Below are 20,684 nucleotides of genomic sequence, written 5' to 3'. Positions count from 1 at the left end.
TCAGTGCGATCTTCAGTGCAGTCTGGCAACAGCTCGCGACAGGGTGTCTGCCCCTTGCGCGCGTCGTCCCAACAGCCCCATGAGACGGCATAGGTTCGAGCGGTAAGTCTGGGTTGGGGCGAGCGTTAGGGGACCGGGTGAGCAAGTCCTTCGTACATCTGCACGTGCACACCGAATACAGCATGCTGGACGGCGCGGCGAAGCTGAAGCCGCTGTTCAAGGAGGCTGAGCGGCTGGAGATGCCGGCGATCGCCATGAGCGACCACGGCAACATGTTCGGTGCGTACGAGTTCCAGAAGGTGGCGTCGGGCTCCCCGGTCAAACCGATCATCGGCATCGAGGCGTACGTGGCGCCGCACAGCCGGTTCGTGAAGAAGCCGGTGTTCTGGGGGCAGCGGGCAGAGACCGGCGTGGCGGACGGTGAGGGCGGCAAGGACGTCTCAGGCGGCGGCCGGTTCACCCACATGACCATGTGGGCCAAGGACGCCGACGGGCTGCGCAACCTGTTCCGGCTGTCGTCCATGGCGAGCTTCGAGGGCTACTACTCCAAGCCGCGCATGGACCAGGAGCTCATCTCCCAGCACGCCGCCGGCATCATCGCCACGACCGGCTGTCCGTCGGGTGCGGTGCAGACCAGGATCCGGCTCGGCCAGTACGACGAGGCGGTCAAGGTCGCCGGCGAGTACCAGGAGATCTTCGGGAAGGAGAACTACTTCCTGGAGCTGATGGACCACGGCATCAGCATCGAGCGCGAGGTGCGGGAGGACCTGCTGCGGCTGGCCAAGCAGCTCAACATCCCGCTGCTGGTCACCAACGACTCCCACTACGTGACCGAGGACCAGGCCGACGCCCACGACAGCCTCCTGTGCGTCGGCGTGGGCAAGAACAAGGACGACCCCAACCGCTTCCGGTTCAACGGCTCCGGCTACTTCCTCAAGCCGGCCGACGAGATGTACGCGCTCTTCCCCGAACTGCCCGAGGGGTGCGACAACACGCTGCTCGTGGCCGAGATGGTCGGCGACTACGGCGACGTGTTCGCCCAGGTGGACCGGATGCCCGACTACCCGGACGTGCCCGAGGGGGAGACGCAGGAGTCCTGGCTGCGCAAGGAGTGCGAGGCCGGGCTGGCGATGCGGTACGGCACCCCGGTCCCCGCCGAGGTGATGGAGCGGTACGAGACCGAGATGAAGGTCATCGGCCCGATGGGGTTCTCCTCCTACTTCCTCGTCGTGGCCGACATCTGCAAGTACGCCCGCGACAACGGCATCCCGGTCGGCCCCGGCCGTGGCAGCGCCACCGGCTCGATCGTGGCCTACGCCACCCGCATCACCGAGCTCGACCCGCTGGAGCACGGCCTGCTGTTCGAGCGCTTCCTCAACCCCGAGCGGATCAACCCGCCGGACGTCGACCTCGACTTCGACGACCGCCAGCGCGACCGCATGGTTGCCTACGTCACCCAGAAGTACGGCAGCGAGTACACCGCCCAGGTCAACACGTTCGGCACGATCAAGGCCAAGGCCGCCGTGAAGGACGCGAGCCGGATCCTCGGCTACCCGTTCGCGATGGGCGACAAGATCACCAAGGCGATGCCGCCGGACGTCATGGGCAAGGGCGTCCCCCTCGCGGACATGTTCAACGAGAGCCACCCCCGCTACAACGAGGGCACCGAACTCCGCGCCCTGTACGAGAACGACCCCGACGTCAAGAAGGTCATCGACACCGGCCGGGGCATCGAAGGGCTGATCCGCGGCACCGGCGTGCACGCCGCCGCCGTCATCCTGTCGTCGACGCCGCTGCTGGACCTGATCCCCATGCACATGCGGGACAAGGACGGCGTGGTGATCACCGGGTTCGACTACCCGTCCTGTGAGGACATGGGTCTGGTCAAGATGGACTTCCTGGGGCTAAGGAACCTGGGCATCATCGACCACGCCATAAAGATCATCAAGCAGAACCGGGGCATCGAGCTCGACACCCTGACGATGCCGCTCGATGACACCAAGACCTACCAGCTCCTGGCGCGCGGCGACACGCTGGGCGTGTTCCAGCTCGACGGCGGCCCCATGCGGTCGCTGCTGAAGCTGATGGAGCCGACCCGGTTCGAGGACATCGCCGCCGTGCTCGCTCTCTACCGGCCGGGCCCGATGGCGGCCAACGCGCACACCAACTACGCCCACCGCAAGAACGCCCGCCAGGACATCGAGCCGATCCATCCGGAGCTCAAGGAGGCGCTCGAGCCGATCCTCGGCCCCACCTTCCATCTGCTCGTCTACCAGGAGCAGATCATGGCCGTCGCCCGGGAGCTCGCCGGCTACTCCCTCGGCGGCGCCGACCTGCTGCGCCGCGCCATGGGCAAGAAGAAGCCCGAGATCTTGGCCAAGGAGTTCGCCAACTTCCAGGCCGGTATGCGCGGCAACGGCTACAGCGACGAGGCGATTCAGGCGCTGTGGGACGTCATGCTGCCGTTCTCCGGGTACGCGTTCAACAAGTCGCACACCGCCGGCTACGGACTGGTCGCCTACTGGACCGCCTACCTCAAGGCCAACTACCCCGCCGAGTACATGGCGGCCCTGCTCACGTCGGTGGGCGACGACAAGGACAAGGCGGCCGTCTACCTGGCCGAGTGCCGCAAGATGGGCATCCAGGTGCTCCCGCCGGACGTCAACGACTCCCAGCTCGACTTCGTCGCGGTCGGCGACACCCAGGTGCGCTTCGGCATGGGCGCGGTCCGCAACGTCGGGGAGAACGTCGTCGACGGGATCGTCAAGGCCCGCACGGAGAAGGGCCGCTTCACCGACTTCAACGACTTCCTCGGCAAGGTGCCGCTGACCGCCTGCAACAAGCGGGTCATCGAATCGCTGATCAAGGCGGGCGCGTACGACTCCCTCGAGCACCCGCGCAAGGGCCTGCTCATGATCCATGAGCAGGCCGTCGAGTCCGTCATCGACATCAAGAAGAACGAGGCGCACGGCCAGGACTCGCTCTTCGGCGGCCTCGCCGACGACGGCGACGACCAGGTGTTCTCCATCGCCGTCCCGGACGGGGAGTGGGACAAGAAGACCAAGCTCGACTTCGAGCGGGAGATGCTCGGCCTGTACGTCTCCGACCACCCGCTGGCCGGCACCGAGCGGCTGCTGGCGCGAAACCGGGACACCACGATCGCCGACCTGCTGGACAGCGGCCGTGACGACCGCGGCGACGTCCGGGTGTCGGGCCTGGTCACCAAGGTGGACAGGCGGGTGAACAAGGCAGGCAACACGTGGGCCATCCTCACCGTGGAGGACATGGACGCCGCGATCGAGTGCCTGTTCTTCCCCCGCAACTACGAGCTGTACGGGCCGGAGCTGCGGCCGGACATCGTGGTGTCGGTGAGCGGCCAGATCAACAACCGGGACGGCGCCATCAGCGTCTTCGCCCAGGAGATGTCCCTCATCGACGTGTCCGGCGTCAACAGCGAATCCGGCGCCCCGATCACCCTGCTGCTGCGGGAGGAGCGCATCACCCCGACCCTGCTGGAGGAGTTGCGGCAGGTGCTGAAGACGCACCAGGGGCAGGTTCCGCTGCACATCAACGTACGGCGGCCGGCGGGCAAGGTCATGGTGATGGCGCTGCCGGAGTGGCCGGTCAACGGCGCGCCGAGCTTCGCCGCCGACATCAAGGCGCTGCTCGGGCCCGAAGCGCTCTCCCTGTGAGGCGGGTCGACGTCGTCACCACCGACGACGCGCCGGCCTGTCCCCGCTGTGGCGGCGAGGGGCTGCTGTGGGCGCGGGTACCGCACAGCTGGGAGAACGCCGCCGGCGAGCGGGTGGACGGCCTCAGCGGAGTCGTACTGTGCCCTGGCTGCGACGCGCGAACGCCGCACGCGGCCGCGCTGATCACCTGGTTCCACGTCAACGGCCGGACCGGCCACGAGGACGCCGAGTTCGCGCGGCTCCTCGTGGCGTGGGCGACCAATGTGTTCGTGCCGGAGCTGGACGAGCAGGCGCTGGAGGACGAGGTCGAGCGGTGGCGGCGCGATAGCTGCTGACCCCCTCCTGCGGCGTTGTCAGCCGGTTATCGGGCGTAGGTCGAGGGCGGCGGCGATGGCGTGGTGCCCCGCGTCGTCGGGATGCAGGCCGTCCATGAAGAGGTAGCCCGGCCTGGGCCGGTCGGGAGCGGCCGGGTCGGCCATGGCGTGGTCTGCGTCGAGCACCGCGTCGTACGCGCCGCTCGTCCTGATCCATCGGTTGAGCGCGTTCCTCGCCTCTTCCACGTCCTTGTTCCAGAACGGGAACAAGGCGCCGCGCAGCGGCAGAATGGTGACACCGATCACCTTGAGGCCGCGTGCGTGGGCCTTCTCGATCAACGTCCGGTGTCCGTCGATGAGCTGCTGGACCGTGACCTTGGCGGTCGATCCGACGCACGCGCCACCGACCTGCGGAAGTCCCAGGTCGTTGGCGCCGAGATGAACGATCACCGCCCGTGCGCCCGGCCGGTCCAGCACATCCCGCTGGAAGCGGTCGGTGGCGCTCTCGCCATAGCAAGGGGATCCCTTGAGCAGGCGTCCGCCCGCGATTCCCGCGTTGACCGTGGCGAGCGGCCGCCCGGCGGTAATGAGCCGTTCGGCCAGTTGGTCGACGAGCCGGACGTCAGCGCCTGCGCTGGAGCCCACGCCGTCGATCAGCGAGTCGCCGAACGCCACCACGGTGCCCGCTGCGCTGTCGACCTCGACCCCGGTCAGGTAGTACCAAGCGGATGTGGTCTGGCCGAACGCGTCGCCGGCCACGTCATCGAGGTGATCGCCGCCGGCTCGGTATGACGTGGCGGTGGTGAACCGGTGAAAGGTGGCGGGCCCCGTGGCGTCGGGCACGCGGATCGTGACGGCCAACCGTTCCAGGACCGAGACGGTCAGTGCCACAGGGTCGCTGACCAGCTCTTTCCCGGGCGGGATGGTCGCCACGGGCTTTCCCGCGAAGGTCACTCGGCGTGCGCTGCCGGGCCACACCATGGCGCCCCCGGCCGACCGGGCGACCCGGGCGCCACCTATGGCCAAGGGCTTTGCGCCATAGAGGTTCGACAGCCGGATACGTACTTCTGATCCTCCTGCGGTGACCCTGACCACCTGCCGCAGCGTGTGATCTTTGAAGCCGTTGACCGACCAGTTCGGCCCGTTGTCCGCGGTGCCCGGTGTGGGCCGCTGCATCGCCGCACCCCATGCCGCCGTCCACTGCGGCGGGCCGCTGTCCGCCGTCGCGGCGGGCACGGTCGCTGCCATCGCAGCCACCGCCACGCTCAACACCGCGGCCCATCTCAGCACTTTCATCTGGAGCACACCTCCGTTGTCGCAAGCCGGCGATCACAGGAGTGTTCCGAACGCCCGAGTGGGCGGGAATCGGCCGTACGGCTGATCTGCGGCGGCACCGATCGACCGAAGGGACGGCTCGTTCAGCTGAACCGGGCGGCCAGGCGCTCGAGCGCGCGCTCGTTGGCCCGCCGTACGAGGAGGGGGACGAGGCCGGCGCGACCGGGCACGCGTACGCCGCCCGTCGCCGCGAACAGCGTGCCCCCGGCGACGGGCACGGCCGCGAGCCCGATCAGCAGGAAGCGGCTCTGCATCCAGACCCAGCCCGGCCGCAGGTCCACCTCGAAGCGGGCGCGGAAGCCGTACCGGCTGCGGGCGTGGGCGACAAGTCCGGATGCGGTCTGCTCGACGCGCACGGAGCGCATGTCGGGTTCGAACGTGCCGAGCCCCCGCTCCAGGTCGCCCGCCACCTCCCACACCTGCTCGAACGGCGCGGGAATGACCCGGGACGCCACCGCCGCCCCCGAGATCGCCGAGGCGAGCACGTGCAGCCTGCGGACGGGGTCAAGCTCGGCCACCGGCCACGAACCACTCATGACGACCACGCCTTCCTGAAGTTCTCTCTGGCTCTGAACAGCCTCGACTTGACCGTCCCCACAGGCACCTCGAGCAGCTCGGCGGCCGCCCGCTCGTCGAGCCCCTCCACGTCGCGGAGCATCAGCACCGCACGGTGCTCCGGCGAGAGCCGGGCGAGCAGGTCCCTGATGTCCGCCGCCTGCTCCAGGTCGGCGGATGAGGGCAGGTCGTCCTCGAACTCGACCGTGTGCCGGCTCCGCCTGGCCACCCGCACCGCCTCGCGCACCGCGATCGCCCTGGCCCAGCCGTACAGCGCGGCGGGCTCGCGCAGGCCGCGCAGGCCCTTGAAGATCGCGATCAGCGCCTCCTGCGCCGCATCCGGCCCATCGGCCAGCGCGATCGGGCCGCAGATCCGCGTGACGTACGGCGTGAGCAGGTCGAGCAGCTCGTTCATCGCCATGGTGTCGCCACCTTGCGCGGCCCTCACCAGATCGTTCACCTGACGCATCCTGTCAGCAGCTCGCCGGGTCGCCTCTGCCGGGCGACGTCAACCAGGAAGAGGCGCTCTCCGCCGCTGAGGTTCCATGCCATCTTCAGCGGGCCCTGTGACACAGAACACGTGGAACGTCCGTACGGTCCGAGCGCTCTTCCGGGTCGAGACACCCACAAGGAGGAAGCGATGAGAGTTCCGTTGATCTGTGCGATCACGATGGCCCTGGCCCTCACCACGGGGGCCGCCACAGGGAAGGTCCAGGAGACCTACGTGTCGATGCCCGGGGCGGACGCGCCTGGCCCCGCCGCCGATGACCGGGTCCATGTGCTGAAAGTCGGGTCCGCCGACGCCCGGCAGGTCGTGGTGCTGGTGGCGGGGCAGTTCGGGGCCGCGGGCGGCTTCGGGCCGCTCGCCAGGGAGCTGGCCGCCCGGCTGCCCGGCACCCAGGTCTGGGCCGTCGATCGCCGGGAGCAGAACCTGGCCGATCTGCGCGGGTTCCGCCGCTCGCCGGACCGGGCCGCCGGCTACTACCTCGGCGGCCGCTACCGGGCGCGTACGCCACAGAGCGTGCCGTACGTCGGGAAGTGGGGTCTCGGCGTCGAACTCGCCGACCTGCGGAAAGTGGTGCTCGCGGCGGCCGACGGCGGACGCCGCCGGGTGATCCTGGGCGGGCACTCGTGGGGCGCGACCACCGCGCTCGCGTACGCCGGCTGGGACTTCGACGGCCACCCCGGGTACCGCGACCTGTCGGGGCTGGCGCTGATCGACGGCGGCGTGCACGACGCCTTCGCCGGGGAGGGCTACACCTACCGGCTCACCGCCGACCAGGCGGATGCCCGGCTCGCCAAGATCGCGGGCGGCGAGGTCTTCGACGAGTCGCTCACCATGGGCCGGACGGAGACGTTCGCGGTCCTGCAGCAGCTCGCGGGCGCGTACGCGGCGGCCCGCCCGGACGAGCCCTCGGCGGTGGCCGGCCGGCTGCCGGCCCGGCTGCGCCCGCCGGCCGGGGTGACCAACGAAGGGCTGATCGAGTGGCTGTACGCCACCCATCCGCTGGTGCCGGACATCAGCGTGAACCCGGCCTACACCTCGACCGCCACCCTGGCCGGCGCGCTGGCCGGCCCCGTGCCCTCGATGTTCGAGTGGTACTGGCCGAACCGGCTCAGCCTCGACCTGGAGGCCGCCGACCCGTTCGACGACACCCCGGTCGCCCGGAGGCTGGGCCTGCGGCTCTCGCACACCCGCGAGATCGACGTACCGCTGTACTCCTTCCAGAGCGGTCTGACGCACGGCACCGCCAACAAGGCCGCAGCGTGGGTGGCGGGACAGTCGCGGATCACCGACGTGACGTACGCCGAGGACGTCGCCATGACCCATCTGGACCCGCTGCTGGCGGCCCCCGCGAAGAACACCATGCTGAACACGCTGACGCCGTTCCTGGCCCGGCTCGCCGATTAGGTACGGGTTACTCATGCGATGTCGCGGCAGGCGGACGACCCTGAGGGCAGAGAGGAGACAGACACCATGTCCAAGATCGACGAAGTCATCGACCGCGCCCTCCACGACACCGCCTTCGCGGAGGAGCTGCGTGACAAGAGCATGGCCGTGGCCAGGGAGGGGTTCGCCGGCGCGGCGTGGCAGGAGCTCATCGGGTACTTCGCGCAGTCGCCCGCCGAGCTGGCGAAGCTGGCTCCGACGGCCGGCGACGAGGATGCGGGAACGACCACGCTGACGGTGACGACGACCACCACGACCACCACGGCGGCCTGCACGATCACCACGACGACCACCACCACGACCACGACCACGGCCGTTCAGGTGGTCACCGAGTGATCGCCCCGAAGGATGTCATCGCCGCCGCCGAGCAGGAGTGGCGCGGGCTGGTGGCAGAGCATCTGCCGCATGCCGCGCCGGAGTCGATCTGGCGATTCAGCCGGCCGTCCAGCTCCCGGGCCGACGGCACGCAGGGCTGGAAGCTCCACGTGTCGGCGACCTCGCGCTCGGCGGCCGACGTGCTTCGCAGGGCGGCTCCGGTGCTGGCTGAGATGTCGGTGCTGTGGAAGGCGCCGGGGTCCATGGTCGACATCCGCCGCCTGAACTCGGGCCTGTTCTACGGCTACCCGCAGATCGGCAAGGTGATCACCGCGTACGCCGGCGACGCCGACCGGGCCAGGTCGCTGGCCCGCAGGCTGGACGCCGAGCTGCGCGGCGTGCCCGGCCCCCGGGTGCCCTTCGACCGCCGGCTCCGGCCGGGCAGCGTGGTGCACTACCGCTATGGAGCGTTCCATCCGGCCGGGCAGGTCGAGGTGGACGGCGCGCAGGTGGACGCGTTGATCACCCCCGATGGTCAGCTGCGGCCCGACCGGCGCGCCGAGGCCGTACCGGGCTGGGTGGAGGACCTGTTCCCCGCGGCGCCGCCGGAGCCGCCGCGAGGCCCGCTCGCCGGTACCTACCTGGCCTACGAGTCCATCGCGCAGCGCGGCAAGGGCGGCACGTACCTCGCGCTCGACCTGAGATCGTCACCGGCCGGACGGGTGGTGCTCAAGGAGGGCAGGAGGCACGGCGAGACCGATTTCGACGGGCGCGACGGCCGCGACCGCGTCGCGCACGAGGCCCGGGTGCTGGCGGAGCTGTCAGCCGCCGGCGTCCCTGTGCCGGCGCTGCTGGACTCCTTCGCGTGGGAGGAGAACCACTACATCGTCATGGAGCACCTCGACGGTCCGGGGCTGCTGGAGCTGCCGAGCGAACGGGAGCGGGTACGGGCCGCCGCGGGCGTGGCCGGGGTGGTGGCCGGCATCCATGCCGCGGGCTGGGCGTGGCGCGACTGCAAGGCGACCAACCTGATCGCGGCGCCGGACGGGGTGCGGGCCATCGACCTCGAGGGCGCGTGCCCGATCAGCGACCCCGACCCGTGGCCGTGGGGCAGCCCCGGCCACGTGCCGCCGGAGTGGCCGTTCACCACCTTGGTGGTCGAACAGGACCTGTACGCGCTGGGCGCGGTCCTCCGGCAGCTTCTGGACGGGATCTCGGTGCCCGCCGAGGTGAACGGGCTGGTGGCGGCCCTGCTCGGCGACGACCCCGCCGAGCGCCCGCCCGCGGCCGCCGTACAGGACGCTCTGGATGGTCAATGCCCGTCCTGAGGGCTGGTGGTGAACAGCGGTCGGGCGGTGGTCAGGAGGGTGTTGAGCAGCGGGTTCTGCCGGGCGGCTTCGTCCAGGGCGGTCGACAGGACCTGCGCATAGGTGCTCCGCGCCTCGCGGTGGCGGGCGCGGCCGGCATCCGTGATGACGGTGTAGACCCCCCGCTTGTCGTCGGGGCACAGGTCGCGGTACGTGTATCCGGCGGCGTTCAGCCGGCTGACCAGGCGGGTGACCGAGCTCTGGTTCAGCCCCAGGCGGCTCGCCAGGTCCTGCATGCGGAGTTCGCCGTCGTCGGCGTCGGCCAGGAGGTCGAGCGCGCGATACTCGGACAGCCCGAGACCGTGCCGGCGCTGGAGGGCGGTGCCGAGGCTGTGCTCGACATGCGCGTACAAGGTGAGCATGTGGTTCCACATGAGCCCATCCCCGGTGTCGCTCTGAACGGTTGACGACGTCACGTGCTCTCCTTCGGCGGCGATTGACACGAGTTTACTTGTACATGCATACTCTTTCGAGTCATACTACTTGTACATACATGCAACTACTTTGGAGCAACTCCCATGGCCTGGATCTATCTCTTGATCGCCTCGGTCTTCGAGGTGGTGTTCGCCCTGGCCACCAACGCCACCAACGGCTTCACGGAACTCGGTCCGTCCCTCCTCACCGCCGCGGCGGCCGCCGGCGGCATCTTCTTCCTCAGCCAGGCACTGAGAACGCTGGACGTGGGCGTCGGCTACACCGTGTGGACGGGCATCGGCTCGGTCGGCACGGTGGTGTTCGGGACCGTCATCTTCCATGAGTCGATGACCATCTGGAAGGCGCTCGCCTTCGTCCTCATCATCGGCGGCGTGCTGGGGCTCAAGCTCGCCGACAAGTTCACCAAGAAGCAGGCCACCGCAGGCTGACCACTCACCTCGTTCAAGGAGCACACCGTCATGGCCTGGATCTACCTGGCAATCGCCATCGTCTTCGAAATCGCCTTCGCGCTCGGCACCAACGCCACCCAGGGCTTCACCAAGCTCTGGCCCTCGGTCTTCACCCTGCTGGCCGCCGCCGGCGGCATCTTCACCCTCAGCCTGGCGCTCAGGACCCTGGACGTGGGCGTCGGTTACACCGTCTGGACCGGTCTGGGCTCCATCGGCACCGTCATCCTGGGCGCTGTGATCTACAAGGAGAAGATCACTCTGCCCAAGGTGCTGTCGTTCGCCGCCATCATCCTCGGCGCCATCACCCTCAAGCTGGCCGCCGGATTCTGACCGCCTCCGGGTCACGCGGGGGAGAACGGCAGCCCCGCGTCGCGGGGCTGCCGTCCGGTTCAGAGGTCGGCGGCTATGATCCGTTCGATGTTCCGTTCGGCGAGTGCGGTGATGGTGACGAACGGATTGACCGAGGTGTTGCCGGGGATCAGCGCGCCGTCGATGACGTAGAGGCCGGGGTAGGCGGTCAGGCGGCCGTAATTGTCGGTGGCCTTGTTCAGCACCGCGCCGCCGAGCGGGTGGTACGTGAGATGGTCGCCCCAGATCTTGTAGACGCCGAACAGGTCGCTGCGGTAGATCGTCCCTTCCTTCGCGTTGATCTTGTCGAATATGGTCTTGGCCATGTCGATGGCCGGCTGTTTCCAGGCCGTCTGCCAGCTCAGGTCCACCGTGCCGGTCGCGGCGTTCCAGGAGAACCGGGCGCGGTTCGGGTTGTTGGTGATCGACAGGTAGAACGAGGCGTAGGTCTCGATCCCGGTGGGCAGCGGGGCCACTTCGGCGAATGCGCCGCCCGCGCTCCAGTTGTCGATGCCGGCGCACGGGATGGCCGACTGGAGCGCGCCCGTCGGGTCCCACAGGTGGTTGGCGCGGCCGCACATGACGTTGCCGTTGTCGCCCCAGCCCTTGCCGACCTCGTCGTTCAGGTTGGGGAGCGCGCCGGTGGCCTTCAGCCTGACCAGCAGCTTGCTGGTGCCCACGCTGCCCGCGGCGAAGAGCACCCGGTCGGCGGTCACGGTCTTGGTGGTCGTGGTGTCGCCGTTGGTGTTCAGCTGGTCGATGACGACCGTGTAGCCGCCGCCCGCCGGGGTGACCGAGGTGACCTTGTGCAGCGGTGAGATGGCGACCCTGCCGGTGGCTCTGGCCTGGGCGAGGTACGTCTTCTGCAGCGATTTCTTGCCGTGGTTGTTGCCGTAGAGGATCTCGCCGGCCAGGGCGGACCTGGTGACCGTTCCCGCCGCTTCCTGCTGCATGTAGTTCCAGTCGTACACGTCCGGCACGAAAACGAAGGGGAAGCCGGAGCGCTGGGCGTGCTTGCGGCCGACGCGGGCGTACTGGTAGCAGTCGGTGGAGTCGAACCAGGCCGGGTCCACGGTGGCGGTCCCGAGGCCGGCGTTCGCGCGCGGGTAGTAGGTGTCGTACATCTCCGCCGGGTTCACGGACGGAAGGATGGACGGGAAGGAGGCGCGCTTGGGGGTGACCGCCATGCCGCCGTTCACCAGCGAGCCGCCGCCGACGCCGCGGCCCTGGTAGACGGTGATGCCGCTGAAGTCCTCCGCGTCCAGTACGCCGGTGTAGCGGGGGATGTCCCGGTCGATGGGGAAGCCGAGGAAGTAGTTGAGCGGGGCCTTGGTCCTGGTACGGAGCCAGTAGGAGCGGTAGTCCGGCTCGCGCGTGTTGCAGAAGATCTTGCCGTCGGAGCCCGGGGTGTCCCAGGCCATGCCCATCTCGACCATGTGCACGTCCACGCCCGCCTGGGCCAGGCGCAGGGCGGCGACGGAGCCGCCGTACCCGGTGCCGATCACCAGGACCGGCACGTGGGCCCCGTTCGCGATCGGGCCGGCCGCCGCCACGGCGGCGGGCTCGCCGAGGGCCGCGACCCCCAGGACGGAGCCGGCTCCGGCGAGGAAGCCGCGTCGCGAGATGCCGCTGCCCGAGGGTCTGTCGCTGCTGCTCATGTGTCCTCACTTCCTGGGCTGTGCCTGGTCCCCCGAAGTGGGTGTGCGTGCCTAGTCCCCCGAAGTGGGTGTGGGTGCTTGGTCCCCCGAAGTGGGTGTAGGTGTCTCGTCCCCGAAGTGGGTGTGCGTGCCTAGTCCCTCGAAGCGGGTCTGGGCGCCTGGTCCCCCGAAGCGGGTGTGGGTGAGGAGCCGCCGGTCAGCGTGCAGGCGGTGTCGAGGCCCAGCACGTGGTTGAGGCGGCCGAACGCCAGCCACGAGCCGAGACACATGCTCAGCTCCACGATCTCGAGCTGGCTGTAGTGCGCGGTCATCCGCGCCCAGAACTCGTCGTCGAGCCCGTGGTGGTCGAGGGCGTACCGCTCGGCGTACTCGGCGGCCAGCCGGGTGCGCTCGTCGAAGGCGTCGGTGGTGCGCCACCGCGTCACCGACTCGGCGAACTCCTCCTCGACCTTCTCCCCGTCCCGTTCGGTGCGCCAGTCGAGGCAGAAGGCGCACCCGTTGATCTGGGCGATACGCAGCCGGGCCGCCTCGAACTCGCGCAGTCCGAGCGTGCTGTGGGCGTAGACCGCCATCGAGAACTTCGAGGCGGCGATCCCGATGCCGGGCACCATCTCGCCCCACACGTACTCGATCGGCTCCCTGCCCTGGGGGATGTCGATGTTCATCGGTTGCCTCCGAGTCTGCCGGGGCGCAGCGGGACGTCGAGCGCGTCGTACAGTCCTGGCTCCGCGTCCGCGAGCCAGCCGATGGCGCCCACGAGCCGGGCGACCGCGGTGGCGTTCCCGCCGGCGGAGCTGTTGCCGCCCTCGTCCGTGGCCTCGACCGTGACCTCGATGCGCGGGCGCCCCTCGATGATCACGCGGTGCGCGCCCACGCCGTTCGGGGGCGTGGGCCAGTCCGGCGCGCAGGACGGGTGGATGCGGGTGACGTGCTCGACGACGATGCGGGGCTCGCCCCCGACGATGCCCTGCACCTCGAACCGCACCGCGCCCTGGGTCCCCGCCTCGTACTCGCCCACCGTGGCGTCGAGCGGGCGGCGCTCCCGGCTCTCGCGGATCTCGTCGAGCTCGACGCCGAGCGCCCTGGCCATCAGGCGGATCTGCCCGCCCCACACCATCGTCGGGACGGTCGGCGCGATCATGGGCGGCTCGTACTCCATCGGCTGGCCCATGCCGACCAGGTACCGGACGGAGTCCGGCTGGTCGTACGTGGAGTAGTCGAAGATCTCCTGGCAGCGGATCGCGTCAATGGCGGTGCCGAGCCCGCTGACCAGCAGCGGCAGCACGTCGTTGCCCCAGCCGGGGTCGATGCCTGAGACGAACAGCGAGCCGCCGCCGTCGCCGATGGCGGCCAGCACCTGCTCGCGCAGCTCCGGCGGGGCGCTGCGCTGGTCGTAGAGCGCGTACAGGGAGGGGGTGACGACGACGGCCCCCGCCCGGATCGCCCGGGTGACGTCGGCGAGCGCCTCGTCGGGGCGGAGGTCGCCGGAGGCCGCGTACACCACGGCCCGGGGGCTCGTGGCCAGCACCGCCTCGACGTCGTCGGTCGCCGCGACCCCGAGCGGGTGGCCGAGCCCGCCGAGCTCCCCGGCGTCCCGGCCGACTTTGCCGGGGTCGTGGACGAGTACGGCCGAGAGCTTGAGCTGTGGGTGGGCCGCGACGGCGCGGATGGCCGCGCGGCCGACGTTGCCGGTGCCCCAGACGACCGTGGACATCATGGCCGGAGCGTAGCAAGCGCTTGGTTGACTGTATAGGGGTCAGCCCCGTACGGCGCACAGCAGGCGGTTGTTGCCCCGCTGCCAGAGCGTGCCGACCTCCGAGAAGCCGGCCTCCCGGAGCGCCTGGACGTGCTCCGACAGGAGCCGGGACTCCGAGCCGCTGTGGGAGGCCCCGGCCGTGGTGCGCCTCTCCTCGTTGAGTTCGGCGAAGGCGGGGTCCGCCTCGACCGCGTCCCACCAGGCCCGCCAGTCCTCCGGCGGGTTCGCGCCGAACCTCCGCCGCGTCTCCCTGTCGTGAACGGCGTGCTCCAGGCGGGCGAGGGCCGGGGTGGCGTCGTCGGTGTCCAGGTGGTCGCCGTTGAGCAGCAGCCCGCCTGGCCGCAGCACGGACGCGACCTCCGCGTACATGCCCTTGAGGTCGGAGGCGGAGATCCAGTGCAGCGCCGTCGTGCTGATCGCGGCGTCGGCGGGGCCGTCCAGCCCGAGCAGGTCCGTCCACCCGCCGGTACGGAGGTCCGCGGAGACGAACGTGAGCTGCGGGTACGCGGCGCGCCCGAGCCCGAGCAGCAGCGGGTCGGCGTCCACCGCGATCACCCTCGCCTCCGGAAGGCGGTCGAGCAGCCGGGCGGAGAGCGAGCCGGGGCCGCAGCCCAGGTCGATCACCACCGGATCCGGCCGTCCCAGCGCCTCCACGGCGTCGATCAGGGCGGTGAACCGCTCCTCGCGATCCGGCAGGTAGCCCTCCTGCTGGCGGTCCCAGCGCGCCATCCACTGCGATGCGGCATCGTGAGTGAGCATGTACGTCCCCTTGTAACTGTCGTCTAAGCTTTGGGCAGTCACAAACTAAGACACGAAGGTGTAACCGGTCAAGTGGATTTCAACAGTCACGCCGATGGAGTGGTCAGAGCAGCGGTGGCGCTCGTCAACGCGCTCACCCCAGGTGAGAGGCGGGGGCGCGACCATCCGGCGCCCGAGAGCCCCGGCGCCGCCGCCACCGAGGGCCTGCGTACCGTCTATCCGGACCACCGGGAGGTCGCCGAGCCGGAGGGCGCCGAGCTGGCCGAGGTGGCCGCCCGCCTGCGGACGGTCTTCGCCGCCGTGGCCGCGGGCGACATCGACACCGCGGCAGGGCAGGTGAACGCGCTGCTGGACGAGACCCACGCCAGGCCGATGCTCCAGCGGCACGACGGCGAGCCGTGGCACCTGCACTTCCACGGCCGCGGCGGCACCCTGGCGGGCGAGTGGGGGGCGAGCTGCGCCACCGGGCTCGCGATCGTGCTGGGCAGCGAGTTCAGCGACCGCCTGGGAGTCTGTACGGCGCCCCACTGCGACCGCGTCTACGTGGACGTGTCACGCAACGGCACCCGCCGGTTCTGCTCCACGGCCTGCCAGAACCGCGTCAAGACGGCCGCCTTCCGGGCCAGGGGCAGGGCCTGAGGTCACGCCAGGCGGCGGACGGGGGCACCGGCGAGGAAGGCGTCGATGTCCTCGACCGCCTCGCGGAAGTACGTGCGGTAGTTCAGCTCCGTCACGTAACCCAGGTGCGGCGTGGCCAGCACGTTGGGCAGCGTGCGCAGCTCGTGGCCGGCGGGCAGCGGCTCGGTCTCGAACACGTCCAGCCCGGCCCCCGCGATCTGCCCCGCCTGCAACGCCGCCGCCAGCGCCTCCTGGTCGACGATCGCCGCCCGCGAGGTGTTCACCAGGTACGCGTCCGGCCGCATCAGCGACAGCTCCCGCTCCCCGATCAGCCCCCGCGTCCGTGCGCTCAGCACGAGGTGGACGGAGACGATGTCGGCCTCGGTCAGCAGCGCGTCCTTGCCCGGGGCGAGCCGCACCCCGAGGGCGTCCGTACGCTCCCGGGTCAGGTTCTGGCTCCATGCCACGACGTCCATGCCGAACGCCCGGCCGATCTCGGCCACCCTGGACCCGATCTTGCCGAGCCCCAGCAGCCCGAGCGTGCGGCCGTGCAGGTCCGTGCCGAGCGTGCTCTGCCAGGGGCCGCCCGCGCGCAGCGCCGTCGCCTCCGGCACCAGATGCCGGGTGAGGCCGAGGATCAGCGCCCAGGTCAGCTCGACCGGCGGGGTCGAGCTGCTGCCCGTGCCGCAGACCGTGACACCGCGCGCCAGCGCCGCCTCCAGGTCGATGGCGGCGTTGCGCATGCCCGTGGTGATGAGCAGCCGGAGGTTGGGCAGCCGGTCGAGCACCTCCGCCGGGAACGGCGTGCGCTCCCGCATGGCGACCACGATCTCGTAGTCGTGGAGGGCGGCCACGAGCTCGTCCCGGTCGGTGAAGTGGCCGCGGAAGCTCGTCGCCCGCACTCTGGACCAGTCGGCCAGGCCGAGAGCCACTCCCTGGTAGTCGTCAAGCACGGCGCAACGCAGCATGACCGGCATCTTACGAGGCGTAGGAAAGCGCTCCTACCCGTCCCCCTGCTCCAGCTCCCCGGGTGCGTCCCGGGGAGCTGGAGCCCGTTTCTCCGCCTCTTCATGCAGCGCCAGGATCAGCAGCAGCTCCAGATGGAGCTCCTGGAGATCGGGCGCCGCGAGACCGTCGAGCGCGCGCATGTTGGGCCTCCCTGGCTATAGGACGTCCCACGCGCCACAACGGTTCACTGATCAGGTCTCGGTCCTGAAACGTTCCCACGCGGACTGCCGCGTCATGCCGAGGGAGGCGCCGATGCGTTCCCAGCTGACGTCCCTGGTGCGCAGGTGCGCCACCCAGTCGCGCAGATTGTCGTCCACCTGTGCTTGCACGGCGGCGATTTTCGGGAGGTGGCCGAGTATTTGCTCTTCGGTCATCGACTCCCACATCGGGAGCCGGGGCTCAGTGGTAGAGGCACGTCTTTCCCCTTCGAGGATTTCAGTGCACAGTCCTATGCATTGGTCGCAAATGTGCACACCAGGACCGGCAATCATCTTGCTCACCTCGCTGCTCTTCTTGTGACAGAAAGAGCAGCGGATCTTGTCCTCCCAGTCAGGCATGGCCTGACACTATCTCGTCAGGCCGCCCCTGACAACCCCATGTGCTCCCGCAGGATCTCCTGGCGCTCCTCGGTGATCTTGTGGCAGATCGTCACGTACGCGTTCAGCACCTTGCGGTACAGCCCGCGTGCCTGTTCCAGCTGGACGCGCAGCTCCAGGACGCGGTCCGTCTCGCCGCGCTGCTCGGCCTCCGCCAACAGGGCACGCGCCTCGTCCACGATCTCTTCGGCCCGCATCCTCGTGCGGCGAAGCAGTGCGGAGCACTCGTGCAGCTCTTCCAGTCGAGCCGCCGAGGCGATGAACTCGGCAGAGTGCTCGGGCGACTCGTGCGCCGCCCGCCTGCGGAGATCCGATCCCATTTACCGCCACCTCCCGGTCAAGGATGCCTAACTGTAGACGCGCAACTCTCGGGGCCGGATCACTCGCCGACGTGCGGGGGTATCTCAATGATCCTGGTGGAAAGGTTTCTATTCCTCGGTAGGAAAACCTCGTCCCTGAAACTCGTTCGGTCGCGGCCAAATGCGGTACTTCAGCGGCTATTAGTGGAATGCCGTAAATCTCCACTCTCAGCAAAAGCCGGGGATGAAGACGTCCGATCCGCCCCCATGAAGACCGGTGACGGTCACATACTGAGACCGGACAGCAGCACAACGTGACTCAGGCGGCGGTGGTGGCGATGTCGGCAACGGGGAACGAAGACGACGCGGTTGACGTGAGCGTCGTCATCCCCGCGCACAACTGCCGGGCATACCTCGACAGATGCCTCACCTCCGCGCTCGTCCAGCGCGTGAAGAAGGAGATCGTCGTCGTCGACGACGGCTCCACGGACGGCAGCGGCGAGCTGCTCGACCTCTACGCCACGTACCACAAGGACAGCGTCAAGGTCGTCCACATCGAGTGCAGCGGCGGCGCCGGCCGGCCGCGCAACGTCGGCATCGAGCACGCCACCGGCCGGTACGTGTTCTTCTGCGACGCAGACGACTACCTCGGCCCCGAGGCGCTGGAGCGCATGGTCGCCATGGCCGACAGGAACGGCTCCGACATCGTCCTCGGCAAGATCGTGGGGCACGGCCGGCGCGCGCCGGTCTCGATGTTCCAGCAGAGCGCCGACCGCGTGAGCCTCGGCGACAGCAACGTCTACAACAGCCTGTGCTGCTTCAAGCTGTTCAGGCGGGAGATGCTCGAACGCCACCGCATCAGGTTCGGCGAGGGCATGCTCGTCGGCGAGGACATCGTCTTCACCGTCCACGCCTACTGCCACGCCGGGGTCATCTCCGTGGTGGCCGACTACGACTGCTACCACCTCGTGTCCCGGCCCGACGGCAGCAGCATCATGCAGCAGAAGGGCAGCAGGGACCCGCTGGCCTGGCTGGCCATGATCAGGCAGCCGATCCGGCTCATGGCCGAGCACGTCGAGCCCGGCCCGCTCCGCGACCACCTGCTCCGCAGGCACTTCAGGCTCGACGCGTTCGCGCAGCTCGGGACGGTGTTCCTGGAGAGCGACGACGTGCGGCGCAAGGACATCGCCAGGGAGGTGGCCGCCCTCTGCGACGAGTGGTACACGCCCGGGGTGCACGAGCTGCTCAACAGCATCGACCGGCAGCGGGCGACCGCGCTCGGGGACATCGACCGCCTGGTGCGCCTGGCCCGCATCGAGAACGCCACCGTGCGGCGCAGGCTGATCGGGCTGCGCTGGGAGGGCGACCGCCTGGCGGTGACGGGCTCCGCCCGGCTGGACGGCATCAGCAGTGACGACGGCCTGGCCGTGGTGCTGCGCGCGCGGAACGACCCGGCCGCTGAGATCGTCATCCCGGCCGAGCGGAAGGGAGGCGAGTTCACCGTGCGGGTGGACGTCTCCGCGCTCGCCTCGGGGATCTGGGATCTGCGGGTGGCGGTCGAGCTCGAGGGCGTGGTGCGGTTCGGCAGGCTCGGGGCCGAGCGCGACAGCGGGATCGCTCTCCCGCCGCCCAGGCTCATCGACGGCGTGGTGGCCCTGCCCTACTTCACCAGGGACAACGGCAACCTCAGCATCGACGTCGGCGGTCACGTGGTCGCGGTGCCCGGCACGGCGCGCCTCATCAGGACGAGATGGGGGCTGGGGCACCGGCTGATCGTCGACGGCGAGGTCAGCGTCGTCGGCACCGCCCCGGCGTTCCCGGCGGTCAAGCAGATCGTCTGGCGCGAGCGGCGCAGCGGACGCGAGCGGACCGAGGGCGTGCTGGCGCTGCCGGGCGGCGGCTTCGCGGCCAGGGTCGCGATCGGCCGGCTGCCGCCGGGGACCTGGGACGCGTACCTGGAGCTCGATCTGGGCGGGCCGCCCGCGCGGTTCAGGATCGAGGCCGACGCCGGGACGGTCGCGGCGCCGCGCAGGTGGTGGGGCGCGGCCGTGCTCAGGACCGTGCGGCCCTACGCGACCTCGGGGAAGGGGCGGCTCAGCACGGTGGTGCGACGGCTGACGGCGCGGACGATCATCAGCAGGATCACGCGCTAATTGCCATCTATGTGCAGGTGCAAGACGATGTCCTAAAGTAGTGACGTTTGGCGCTCTGTAGGAGGTTTTGCCGTGCACGTACCCGATGGCTTCTTCAACGCGGCGACGTCCGTGTCGGCCGGCGTCGTGGCCGCGGCCGGTGTCGCGGTCTGCCTGCGGGGGGCCCGGCGCGAGCTCGACGACAGGACCGCTCCCATGGCCGGGCTCGTCGCGGCCTTCATCTTCGCCGTCCAGATGCTCAACTTCCCCGTCGCCGCCGGCACCAGCGGCCACCTGCTGGGCGGGGCGCTGGCCGCGATACTCGTCGGGCCCTATACGGGCGTGCTCTGCATGGCGGTGGTCCTGCTCGTGCAGGGCGTGTTCTTCGCGGACGGCGGGCTCACCGCGCTCGGGATCAACATCACGATCATGGGCATCGTGACCGTGCTGGTCGGTTGGGGGATCTTCCGGCTGGTCACGCGGCTGACCAGGGGCAAGGTCGTGGTGGCGGCGTTCGTGGGCGCGCTGGTCTCGGTGCCCTCCTCCGCGCTGGTGTTCTCGCTGCTGTTCTGGATCGGCGGGACGGCGCCGATCGAGGTGGGCGCGGTGGCGGCGGCCATGGGGGGCGTCCACGTGCTGATCGGGATCGGTGAGGCGCTGATCACCGCGGTGACGGTCGGCGCGGTGCTCGCGGTCCGGCCCGACCTCGTGTACGGCGCCCGCGGCCTGGCCAAGCCCCTGGTCCTGCGCGGCGCGGAGGGCACGAGCACCGTCGTCGAGGAGGGGCAGCCCGCCGCCGCCGCGCCCGGCAGGCTCAAGCCGTTCCTGCTCGGCGGGGTCGGCCTGACGCTGGTGCTGGCCGGGGTCGTGTCGTTCTTCGCCTCCTCCTCGCCCGACGGGCTGGAGGCGGTCGCGGAGAACAAGGGCTTCCTCTCGCAGGCGAGCGACCACCTGGTGACGTGGGGGCTGGCCGACTACGGCGAGGTGGGCGGCATCCCGGTCGGCGTGGCCGGCGTCATCGGCGTCGGGCTCGTGCTGATCATCGGCGGAGCCGTGGCCTACGCCGCGCGGAGCCGTACCAAGGTCGAGGCCTGAGC

Annotated in this window: 21 protein-coding genes and 1 pseudogene; 10 read left to right on the top strand and 12 right to left on the bottom strand. The window is 69.9% G+C overall.

Going from position 1 to position 20,684, the window contains the following annotated elements:
• The first annotated feature begins 137 nt into the window (after window positions 1-137).
• Together dnaE and AB0H84_RS00425 are read left to right on the top strand one after the other, a co-directional pair.
• Window positions 138-3,692, top strand: coding sequence for a DNA polymerase III subunit alpha (dnaE, locus tag AB0H84_RS00430; protein WP_357595865.1), 3,555 nt, complete (start codon window positions 138-140; stop codon window positions 3,690-3,692).
• Entirely contained in the window at window positions 3,689-4,027 is a 339-nt protein-coding gene (locus AB0H84_RS00425; protein ID WP_357595862.1) for a DUF6300 family protein, read from the top strand. The genes dnaE and AB0H84_RS00425 overlap by 4 nt, the downstream gene beginning before the upstream one ends.
• A gap of 18 nt (window positions 4,028-4,045) precedes the next feature.
• On the opposite strand, the gene AB0H84_RS00420 is transcribed toward AB0H84_RS00425, so the two are convergent.
• The 3 genes from AB0H84_RS00420 to AB0H84_RS00410 all read right to left on the bottom strand — a co-directional run bounded on the left by AB0H84_RS00420 (window position 4,046) and on the right by AB0H84_RS00410 (window position 6,356).
• Window positions 4,046-5,302, bottom strand: a complete 1,257-nt coding sequence (locus AB0H84_RS00420; protein ID WP_357595859.1) for an SGNH/GDSL hydrolase family protein — start codon at window positions 5,300-5,302, stop codon at window positions 4,046-4,048.
• 122 nt (window positions 5,303-5,424) lie between these two features.
• Entirely contained in the window at window positions 5,425-5,877 is a 453-nt protein-coding gene (locus AB0H84_RS00415; RefSeq protein ID WP_357595856.1) for a hypothetical protein, read from the bottom strand.
• Window positions 5,874-6,356: a sigma-70 family RNA polymerase sigma factor gene (locus tag AB0H84_RS00410; RefSeq protein WP_357595853.1), complete on the bottom strand. Its 483-nt coding sequence runs from the start codon at window positions 6,354-6,356 to the stop codon at window positions 5,874-5,876. The genes AB0H84_RS00415 and AB0H84_RS00410 overlap by 4 nt, the downstream gene beginning before the upstream one ends.
• Before the next feature lie 180 nt (window positions 6,357-6,536).
• Here AB0H84_RS00410 and AB0H84_RS00405 point away from each other — a divergent pair, with 180 nt between their 5' ends.
• The 3 genes from AB0H84_RS00405 to AB0H84_RS00395 all read left to right on the top strand — a co-directional run bounded on the left by AB0H84_RS00405 (window position 6,537) and on the right by AB0H84_RS00395 (window position 9,490).
• Entirely contained in the window at window positions 6,537-7,808 is a 1,272-nt protein-coding gene (locus AB0H84_RS00405; RefSeq protein WP_357595850.1) for a hypothetical protein, read from the top strand.
• Window positions 7,809-7,874: 66 nt separating this feature from the next.
• On the top strand, window positions 7,875-8,183 hold the full coding sequence (locus tag AB0H84_RS00400; protein ID WP_357595847.1) for a hypothetical protein: 309 nt from the start codon (window positions 7,875-7,877) through the stop codon (window positions 8,181-8,183).
• Complete coding sequence (locus AB0H84_RS00395) at window positions 8,180-9,490, top strand: hypothetical protein (RefSeq protein ID WP_357595844.1); 1,311 nt, start codon at window positions 8,180-8,182, stop codon at window positions 9,488-9,490. Before AB0H84_RS00400 ends, AB0H84_RS00395 begins: the two co-directional genes overlap by 4 nt.
• On the opposite strand, the gene AB0H84_RS00390 is transcribed toward AB0H84_RS00395, so the two are convergent.
• Window positions 9,475-9,945 (bottom strand): MarR family transcriptional regulator, encoded by a 471-nt coding sequence (locus AB0H84_RS00390; RefSeq protein ID WP_357595841.1) that lies wholly within the window; start codon window positions 9,943-9,945, stop codon window positions 9,475-9,477. The two genes, AB0H84_RS00395 and AB0H84_RS00390, sit on opposite strands and share 16 nt — an antisense overlap.
• A 102-nt stretch (window positions 9,946-10,047) precedes the next feature.
• Between AB0H84_RS00390 and AB0H84_RS00385 the strand changes: the two genes are divergently transcribed.
• Both AB0H84_RS00385 and AB0H84_RS00380 read left to right on the top strand, forming a co-directional pair.
• Window positions 10,048-10,392 carry a multidrug efflux SMR transporter gene (locus AB0H84_RS00385; RefSeq protein ID WP_357595838.1) on the top strand — a complete coding sequence of 115 codons (345 nt, stop codon included), beginning with the start codon at window positions 10,048-10,050 and terminating at the stop codon, window positions 10,390-10,392.
• 30 nt (window positions 10,393-10,422) lie between these two features.
• Window positions 10,423-10,743: a multidrug efflux SMR transporter gene (locus AB0H84_RS00380; protein WP_357595835.1), complete on the top strand. Its 321-nt coding sequence runs from the start codon at window positions 10,423-10,425 to the stop codon at window positions 10,741-10,743.
• A 59-nt stretch (window positions 10,744-10,802) separates the two neighbouring features.
• On the opposite strand, the gene AB0H84_RS00375 is transcribed toward AB0H84_RS00380, so the two are convergent.
• The 4 genes from AB0H84_RS00375 to AB0H84_RS00360 form a co-directional block, all read right to left on the bottom strand.
• A complete protein-coding gene (locus tag AB0H84_RS00375) occupies window positions 10,803-12,419 on the bottom strand; it encodes a GMC oxidoreductase (RefSeq protein ID WP_357595832.1) in 1,617 nt (538 codons plus the stop codon).
• Between the two features lie 131 nt (window positions 12,420-12,550).
• Window positions 12,551-13,084 carry a carboxymuconolactone decarboxylase family protein gene (locus AB0H84_RS00370; protein WP_357595829.1) on the bottom strand — a complete coding sequence of 178 codons (534 nt, stop codon included), beginning with the start codon at window positions 13,082-13,084 and terminating at the stop codon, window positions 12,551-12,553.
• Window positions 13,081-14,136, bottom strand: coding sequence for a dihydrodipicolinate reductase (locus AB0H84_RS00365; RefSeq protein ID WP_357595826.1), 1,056 nt, complete (start codon window positions 14,134-14,136; stop codon window positions 13,081-13,083). Before AB0H84_RS00365 ends, AB0H84_RS00370 begins: the two co-directional genes overlap by 4 nt.
• 39 nt (window positions 14,137-14,175) lie before the next feature.
• A complete protein-coding gene (locus AB0H84_RS00360; RefSeq protein ID WP_357595823.1) occupies window positions 14,176-14,934 on the bottom strand; it encodes a methyltransferase domain-containing protein in 759 nt (252 codons plus the stop codon).
• 72 nt (window positions 14,935-15,006) lie between these two features.
• On the opposite strand from AB0H84_RS00360, the gene AB0H84_RS00355 reads away from it, so the two are divergent.
• Window positions 15,007-15,573: a CGNR zinc finger domain-containing protein gene (locus tag AB0H84_RS00355; RefSeq protein WP_357595820.1), complete on the top strand. Its 567-nt coding sequence runs from the start codon at window positions 15,007-15,009 to the stop codon at window positions 15,571-15,573.
• Window positions 15,574-15,575: 2 nt separating this feature from the next.
• On the opposite strand, the gene AB0H84_RS00350 is transcribed toward AB0H84_RS00355, so the two are convergent.
• The 4 genes and pseudogenes from AB0H84_RS00350 to AB0H84_RS00335 form a co-directional block, all read right to left on the bottom strand.
• A complete protein-coding gene (locus AB0H84_RS00350; RefSeq protein WP_357595817.1) occupies window positions 15,576-16,520 on the bottom strand; it encodes a D-2-hydroxyacid dehydrogenase family protein in 945 nt (314 codons plus the stop codon).
• Between the two features lie 33 nt (window positions 16,521-16,553).
• Window positions 16,554-16,700, bottom strand: coding sequence for a hypothetical protein (locus AB0H84_RS00345; protein WP_357595814.1), 147 nt, complete (start codon window positions 16,698-16,700; stop codon window positions 16,554-16,556).
• Between the two features lie 288 nt (window positions 16,701-16,988).
• A pseudogene (locus AB0H84_RS00340) lies at window positions 16,989-17,117 on the bottom strand (ClpX C4-type zinc finger protein); the annotation flags it as partial.
• Between the two features lie 17 nt (window positions 17,118-17,134).
• Window positions 17,135-17,476: a hypothetical protein gene (locus AB0H84_RS00335; protein ID WP_357595812.1), complete on the bottom strand. Its 342-nt coding sequence runs from the start codon at window positions 17,474-17,476 to the stop codon at window positions 17,135-17,137.
• A 293-nt stretch (window positions 17,477-17,769) separates the two neighbouring features.
• Here AB0H84_RS00335 and AB0H84_RS00330 point away from each other — a divergent pair, with 293 nt between their 5' ends.
• Window positions 17,770-19,608, top strand: a complete 1,839-nt coding sequence (locus tag AB0H84_RS00330) for a glycosyltransferase family 2 protein (RefSeq protein ID WP_357595809.1) — start codon at window positions 17,770-17,772, stop codon at window positions 19,606-19,608.
• Window positions 19,609-19,680: 72 nt separating this feature from the next.
• Window positions 19,681-20,682, top strand: a complete 1,002-nt coding sequence (locus tag AB0H84_RS00325; RefSeq protein WP_357595806.1) for an energy-coupling factor ABC transporter permease — start codon at window positions 19,681-19,683, stop codon at window positions 20,680-20,682.
• Window positions 20,683-20,684 lie beyond the last annotated feature (2 nt).

Source organism: Nonomuraea sp. NPDC050786 (genome assembly GCF_040654115.1).
Classification (GTDB): domain Bacteria; phylum Actinomycetota; class Actinomycetes; order Streptosporangiales; family Streptosporangiaceae; genus Nonomuraea.
This window is presented reverse-complemented; position numbering and strand designations above follow the sequence as displayed.

Bases quoted from the DNA above. Each gene is read 5' to 3' on its own strand.
- AB0H84_RS00420 (WP_357595859.1), bottom strand. From the start codon at position 5,302: ATGAAAGTGCTGAGATGGGCCGCGGTGTTGAGCGTGGCGGTGGCTGCG.
- AB0H84_RS00415 (WP_357595856.1), bottom strand. From the start codon at position 5,877: ATGAGTGGTTCGTGGCCGGTGGCCGAGCTTGACCCCGTCCGCAGGCTG.
- AB0H84_RS00405 (WP_357595850.1), top strand. From the start codon at position 6,537: ATGAGAGTTCCGTTGATCTGTGCGATCACGATGGCCCTGGCCCTCACC.
- AB0H84_RS00400 (WP_357595847.1), top strand. From the start codon at position 7,875: ATGTCCAAGATCGACGAAGTCATCGACCGCGCCCTCCACGACACCGCC.
- AB0H84_RS00385 (WP_357595838.1), top strand. From the start codon at position 10,048: ATGGCCTGGATCTATCTCTTGATCGCCTCGGTCTTCGAGGTGGTGTTC.
- AB0H84_RS00380 (WP_357595835.1), top strand. From the start codon at position 10,423: ATGGCCTGGATCTACCTGGCAATCGCCATCGTCTTCGAAATCGCCTTC.
- AB0H84_RS00375 (WP_357595832.1), bottom strand. From the start codon at position 12,419: ATGAGCAGCAGCGACAGACCCTCGGGCAGCGGCATCTCGCGACGCGGC.
- AB0H84_RS00370 (WP_357595829.1), bottom strand. From the start codon at position 13,084: ATGAACATCGACATCCCCCAGGGCAGGGAGCCGATCGAGTACGTGTGG.
- AB0H84_RS00365 (WP_357595826.1), bottom strand. From the start codon at position 14,136: ATGATGTCCACGGTCGTCTGGGGCACCGGCAACGTCGGCCGCGCGGCC.
- AB0H84_RS00360 (WP_357595823.1), bottom strand. From the start codon at position 14,934: ATGCTCACTCACGATGCCGCATCGCAGTGGATGGCGCGCTGGGACCGC.
- AB0H84_RS00350 (WP_357595817.1), bottom strand. From the start codon at position 16,520: ATGCTGCGTTGCGCCGTGCTTGACGACTACCAGGGAGTGGCTCTCGGC.
- AB0H84_RS00345 (WP_357595814.1), bottom strand. From the start codon at position 16,700: ATGCGCGCGCTCGACGGTCTCGCGGCGCCCGATCTCCAGGAGCTCCAT.
- AB0H84_RS00335 (WP_357595812.1), bottom strand. From the start codon at position 17,476: ATGGGATCGGATCTCCGCAGGCGGGCGGCGCACGAGTCGCCCGAGCAC.